The organism is Anoxybacillus sp. TBDG-1 (genome assembly GCF_054815885.1).
This window is the reverse complement of the sequence record NZ_JBTZSY010000073.1, coordinates 1-6,762: the sequence shown is the minus strand read 5'-3', so window position 1 is coordinate 6,762 and position 6,762 is coordinate 1. Positions and strand designations below refer to the sequence as shown.

Sequence of the window (6,762 nt, the reverse complement as noted above, 5' to 3'; positions counted from 1 at the left end):
ATTATACCATATTTTATAAATAGTATATAGAGTTTAATAATTTTTTATAAAATTATTTTAGCTGTTCTTATCCCTCTCCCTTTATGACGAAATGGTGCCGCATGATCCCGGTCCACCGATAAACGATAATCCACATGTACCTTGTTCTGTGTATAGCTCGGCAACTTGTTCGCGATGCGATGCTGGAATGACGAAACGGTCGTTGTATTTAGCAATCGCTAATAGACGGTACATTTCTTCCATATCTTCACCGGTTAGCCCTAACGACTGAATCATTTGTTCATTTGGTTGTTTATTCGTTTGTAGCGCGCGCATATACAAGCGCATCGCTGCCATTTTTTTCAGTACAGTACGAATGTGCCCTTGATCGCCAGCCGTTAATAAATGAGCTAAATACTCAATTGGAATGCGCATATGATCAATCGCTGGGAAAATGTCGTATTCACTTGCTCGACTCCCCTTTCCTTCAATCATATTTGTAATTGGGCTTAATGGCGGGATGTACCATACCATCGGCAATGTTCGATATTCCGGATGTAGCGGCAAAGCAATTTTCCAATCAACGATCATTTTATAAATAGGTGATTGTTGCGCCGCTTCAATCCATGCTTGTGGAATGCCTTCCTCTTTTGCTTTCGCAATCACTTCTGGATTATGCGGATCTAAGAAAATTGATAACTGCGCTTCATATAAATCTTTTTCATTCGTGACGCTCGCCGCTTCTTTTACACGATCTGCATCATACAGCATTACTCCGAGGTAACGCACCCTTCCTACGCACGTTTCAGAACAAATTGTTGGTAATCCTGCTTCTAATCGCGGGAAGCATAATGTACATTTTTCTGCTTTACTTGTTTGCCAGTTGAAATATACTTTTTTGTACGGACAACTTGATACACAATATCTCCAAGCGCGGCAAGCATTTTGATCTACGAGAACGATGCCATCCTCCTCACGCTTATACATCGCCCCAGATGGACAGCTCGATACGCATGGAGGGTTGACACAATGCTCGCAAATGCGCGGTAAATACATCATAAACACTTGCTCAAATTCCGCTTGAATCGACTGTTCCATTTTCAATACGTTTGGATCTTCTAATGCTGTGACATGCGCACCAGCTAAGTCATCTTCCCAGTTTGGTCCCCATTTTAACTCCATAAACTCGCCGGTTAATACAGATTTTGGTCGAGCGACTGGCTGATGTTTCTTTTCAGGGCTATTTGTTAACGTTTCATAATCGTAATTCCATGGTTCATAATAGTCATCAATCGTTGGTAAATTCGGATTGTAAAATAAGTGAAGTAATCGGTTTGCCTTTGAGCCGGACTTTAGCTCAAGCTCCCCGTTTTTCAATTCCCAACCGCCTTTGTATTTCTCTTGGTCTTCCCATTTTTTCGGATAACCGATGCCAGGTTTCGTTTCTACGTTGTTAAAATACATATACTCGGCACCTGGACGATTCGTCCAGGTGTTTTTGCATGTAACGCTACACGTATGGCACCCAATACATTTATCTAAATTCATCACCATGCCGATTTGTGCTTTAATCTTCAAGCCAATCAACCTCCTTCAACTTGCGAATAATGACGTTCAAGTCGCGTTGGTTTCCTGTCGGACCGTAATAGTTAAATCCATAGCTTAATTGTGCATAACCGCCGATCATATGCGTCGGTTTGACATGAATGCGCGTCGGGCTGTTGTGCGTGCCGCCTCGGTTGTTCGTTAATTTCGACCCAGGCACGTTAATGTGACGATCTTGTGCATGATGCATAAATGCAATTCCTCTTGGAAGACGGTGAGAAACGACTGCACGCGCAACAACAACGCCGTTTCGGTTGAAACATTCAATCCAATCGTTATCTTCAATTCCTGCCTCTTTCGCATCTTCTTTACTTAACCAAATAGTTGGACCGCCTCGGAATAGCGTCAACATCGGCTGTGAATCGAAATACATACTATGAATAGACCATTTATTGTGCGGCGTTAAATAATTAAGCGTAATTTCTTTTCCCTCGATATTTGGGCGATTTTTTTGGAACGGTTTATGCTGCAAAATGGGCTTAAACGTTGCCATCGCTTCACCAAACTCTTGCATTAACTCATGATCAATATAAAATGATTGACGCCCTGTTAACGTCCGCCAAGGAATAAGTCGTTCCACGTTTGTCGTAAATGGCGAATAGCGACGTCCACCTTTTTCCGACCCGCTAAATGCCGGCGATGTAATGACTGTTTTCGGTTGCGCTGTAATTTGTTCAAATGTGAAACATTCTTCTTCTCGTTCTTCTGCTAAATCTTTTAGTTGTAAATTCGTTTTCTTTTCAAGCGATTCCCATGCTTTCACCGCTACATGTCCATTTGTTGTTGATGAAAGTGTTAAAATCGCTTCAGCTACTTTCTTCGCGTCGCTTATATCTGGGCAGCCGTTCGCAACAGTGGCACCTCGAACCGTGCCTAACACATGTTTTAACTTTTCATATTCTTCTTCTACTGACCACGTCATCCCTTTTACACCGAAAGGCGCTTTGACAACGTTTGGACCGAGCGCTGTCATTTTTTCAAATATTTTTGTATAGTCACGTTCAACGACGTGAATTTGCGGCATCGTTTTTCCTGGAATCGGTTCGCATTCTCCTTTACTCCAGTCTTTAATTTTCCCAAACGGTTGCGCTAATTCTTGCGGTGTATCGTGAAGAATTGGTGTTGCCACAACTTCTTTAACTGGCATCATGCCTACTTCTTCCGCTACTTGTGATACGGCCTTCGCAAGCGATTTAAAAATTTCCCAATCTGATCGCGCTTCCCATGGTACGGCAATCGCTGGATTAAACGGATGAATAAACGGATGCATATCTGTGCTACTTAAATCATGTTTCTCATACCATGTTGCTGCAGGTAATACAACATCAGAATATAAAGCTGTTCCAGCCATTCGGAAATCGAGATTAATAAGCAAATCTAATTTTCCTTCTGGCGCTTCTTCACGCCATGTAATTTCTTGCGGACGGAGGCTATCTTTTTCATCGTTCATTAATCCGTGCGACGTACCGAGCAAATGTTTTAAAAAGTATTCATGCCCTTTTCCCGAACTTGAAATTAAGTTGGCGCGCCAAACGATTAAGTTGCGCGGAAAGTTTTTCTCATTATCGGGATCTTCAATCGCAAAACGTAATGTTTTCTCTTTTAACTGCTTCGCTACATATGCTCCGATTTCCTCAACTGTTTTTGCCCCTGACGCTACTGCTTCGTTGTAAAGATCGATCCCATTTTTCTCAAACGTTGGATAGGAAGGCAACCAACCTAAACGAGCTGCAAGAACATTATAGTCGGCATAATGTTGATAACGTGCTCCTTTAACAAGCGGTGATGCGAGCTGTCCAACTGGCGTGTCTTCATAACGCCATTGATCTGTTGCAAAATAATAAAATGATGTGCCGTTTTGTAGCTTTGGTGGTGATTGCCAGTCACGCGCCATCGCAATCGTTTGCCAACCTTCGACCGGACGCAATTTTTCTTGACCAACGTAATGCGCCCAACCTCCACCGTTTACCCCTTGTGCTCCAACGAATAAAACGAGATTTAAAACAGCTCGATAAATTGTATCGGAGTTAAACCAATGGTTAATTCCTGCACCAACGATAATCATGGAACGCCCTTTTGTATCTACGGCATTTTGCGCAAACTCACGCGCAATTTGAATAACGAGATCACGTTTTACGCCTGTTATGCTTTCTTGCCACGCTGGTGTAAACGGTACGAGATCATCGTACGTTTTCGCTACTTCCCCGCCAATGCCACGATCCACTCCATAGTTAGCAAGAACTAAATCGTATACAGTCGAAACGTACAATTCCTCATGTCCAGCCTGCACACGTTTTACAGGTATAGCACGTTTCAAAATTTTGTTTTCATCATGTGAAAAGTATGGAATTTGCACCATTGCGATTTCGTCTTCTATTCCTAACATCGTTAAACGTGGCTCGATCGCTTCTTCTGTTTCTTCGTCTACCATTTTTAAATTCCATTTCCCTTTATTTTCCCAACGTGAACCGATTGTTCCATTCGGAATGGCGAAATCGTTTGTTCGATCATTCCAAAGCGCTGGCTTCCATTCCCCGTTTGTCGTATTTCGTCCAATATCAGATGCATGCAAGAAACGATCCGCAATCAATTCACCGTTTTCTCTCTTTTTGAGCGTAATTAAAAACGGAAAATCGGTGTATTGTTTTGTGTAATTCATAAAATATTCTATTTGTTTATCAACATAAAACTCTTTTAAAATGACGTGTCCCATCGCCATCGCTAAAGCGCCATCTGTCCCTTGTTTCACGCTTAACCATTCATCTGCTAGCTTCGTCGATTCAGCAAAATCTGGACTAATCGAAACGACTTTCGTTCCTTTATATCGAACTTCTGCTAAAAAGTGGGCATCCGGTGTGCGAGTCATTGGAACGTTTGATCCCCACGTCATAATGTAACCTGCGTTATACCAGTCGCTACTTTCCGGCACGTCCGTTTGATCTCCCCAAATTTGTGGCGAAGCAGGCGGTAAGTCAGCATACCAATCATAAAAGCTTAAAATCGGTCCACCCATAAGCGACATAAAGCGTGCGCCAGCCGCATGACTTACCATCGACATCGCTGGAATGGGAGAGAAACCGACATTGCGATCCGGTCCATACTTGATTACTGTGTAAAGTAAAGAAGTAGCAACAAGCTTTAATACTTCATCCCACTCCGCACGAACGAATCCACCTTTTCCGCGTGCTTGCTTATAACGTTGCGCTTTATCACGGTTTTCAACGATGCTTTTCCAAGCATCAAGCGGATTTTTATGTTGTTGCAACGCTTCGCGCCACATATTTAACAACACGCCGCGAACGTATGGGTATTTGACACGGAGCGGACTATAAATGTACCACGAAAAACTCGCTCCCCGTGGACAGCCTCTAGGCTCAAAGTCTGGCATATCAGGTCCGGTTGTTGGGTAATCAAGCTTTTGTCCTTCCCATGTGACGATGCCGTCTTTTACATAAATATTCCAACTACATGAGCCCGTACAGTTGACACCATGTGTTGAACGGACAACTTTGTCATGTTGCCATCTTCTGCGATATATTTGCTCCCAGTCACGATCTTGATGTGTAACTTCACTATGTCCATTCGCATGACGTTCAATCGGTTTCACATAGTTCCATCGCTTGAACAATGGTGATTTTTTTTTCATACCGCTCACTCCTCTTCGCATGAAATCGTTCTACCTTCACTATAAAGCGGGATGTAACAAATAAATGTGAGGTACCTCACATGTTTTTTAATTGTCACAAATATGTCGAAATATGATATAAAAAAAGACTAACCCTTAGCGGATTAGCCTTTAATCTCATCTATTCTTTTTGCTAAGTCTTCTTTTTCTTCGGCTGATAGTAACTTTTCTGCCATCGGGAAAAGTACTTGTTCTTCCTTGGCAAAGTGATCAGTTAAAATCATATATGCGTTCACTACATAAGAAGCTAATTGTTTCGCTTCTTCTGCACGAATCGTTTCTGTCTTTTGCAAAAATGTTGAAATATTTTGTTTTGCTTCATGATGTTCGTATTCCATAACCGCAATCGGACCAAACTGTTTGCCAATATAGCGTTCCATCATTGGAAATAATACTTCCTCTTCTCGTCGTGAATGCGGATCTAAACGTTGTAAAAATTGCTCCACATGTTCACGCAAATAAATAAGTGCTTGGACAACATCTTCCTCTTTACCATCGTAAATACTTTTCGCTACAACAAAAAGGGCATATTTTTCTTCATTTAATGGACCGTGTTCTTCTTTTAATCGTTGTAATGCTGGACATAACGAAACAGGTTCATTTCCAATGAGACTGCAAGGCGAAAACTCCATCGTCATCCCTCTTTTCTTTATGTACTTACACATTTATTGTATAGAAGGAAAACGATTTTTCGTGTGATGCACGTCACACCTTTTGTAAAAAAAAATGAACATTTATTGACTATTCAATATTGCAATATGACGATGGGCACCCTTCACAGTTAATTTGTTTTTTTAAATAATCTAGGCTATGAATAATAATTTTTCTTCCTTTAAAAGAAATAATGCCTTTACTTTTTAATGTATTTAATTCGCGATTCACGCTTTCGCGCGATGTAGAACTAAAATTCGCTAAATCTTGATGAGTAACAGGGACATCTAATAAAATGCCGTCTTTGATTTGAACACCATAACTATTTGACATACGAATCAGTGTAGAATATAATGCCCCTTTTTTCCCATATAAAACGAGATCGCGAAATTTCGTATGTTGTTTCCGAAAATGATCAGTCATCATTTTCAAAAATTCAACAGCAAACTCTGAATTAGCAAGTAGCTCTTTTTCAATATCTTCGTTTTTAATCACCAGCACTTCGCTATCTTCTAATGCCCGCCCGTTAAACAAATATCTTCCATTCTCAGCAAAAATCATAAGCTCACCAATAACGGCATTCGAACCGCATAACCGTAAACATAACTCTTTTCCATCACCAGAAAATTTACTAATTTGAAATTTACCAGATAAAACGACAAAAAAGTTTTCGCCAAGTTGCCCTTCTTGAAACAAAAACATTCCTTTTTTTACTTTCATCGTTTTATACGCCAACTTTTTTAGTTGTTCAAAATTTTTTTCGCTAATAAACCGAGACATACGTATGCCGTTACAGAAAACTTACAAAACTTTATAAATAATCTATTAATTATTTATAAAGT

The 6,762-nt window shown here is 40.7% G+C and carries 4 protein-coding genes; all 4 read right to left on the bottom strand.

Annotated elements, in window-relative coordinates; genetic code table 11:
- Window positions 1-81: 81 nt before the first annotated feature.
- The 4 genes from narH to ACYQY7_RS13415 all read right to left on the bottom strand — a co-directional run bounded on the left by narH (window position 82) and on the right by ACYQY7_RS13415 (window position 6,700).
- The gene (narH, locus tag ACYQY7_RS13430) at window positions 82-1,557 is read right to left on the bottom strand and encodes a nitrate reductase subunit beta (RefSeq protein WP_461202805.1); all 1,476 of its coding nucleotides are present in this window, start codon (window positions 1,555-1,557) and stop codon (window positions 82-84) included.
- Window positions 1,547-5,230 (bottom strand): nitrate reductase subunit alpha, encoded by a 3,684-nt coding sequence (locus ACYQY7_RS13425; protein ID WP_461202803.1) that lies wholly within the window; start codon window positions 5,228-5,230, stop codon window positions 1,547-1,549. The genes narH and ACYQY7_RS13425 overlap by 11 nt, the downstream gene beginning before the upstream one ends.
- Before the next feature lie 143 nt (window positions 5,231-5,373).
- Window positions 5,374-5,901, bottom strand: coding sequence for a hemerythrin domain-containing protein (locus tag ACYQY7_RS13420; protein ID WP_461202801.1), 528 nt, complete (start codon window positions 5,899-5,901; stop codon window positions 5,374-5,376).
- 109 nt (window positions 5,902-6,010) lie between these two features.
- On the bottom strand, window positions 6,011-6,700 hold the full coding sequence (locus tag ACYQY7_RS13415) for a Crp/Fnr family transcriptional regulator (protein ID WP_461202799.1): 690 nt from the start codon (window positions 6,698-6,700) through the stop codon (window positions 6,011-6,013).
- Window positions 6,701-6,762: the final 62 nt, after the last annotated feature.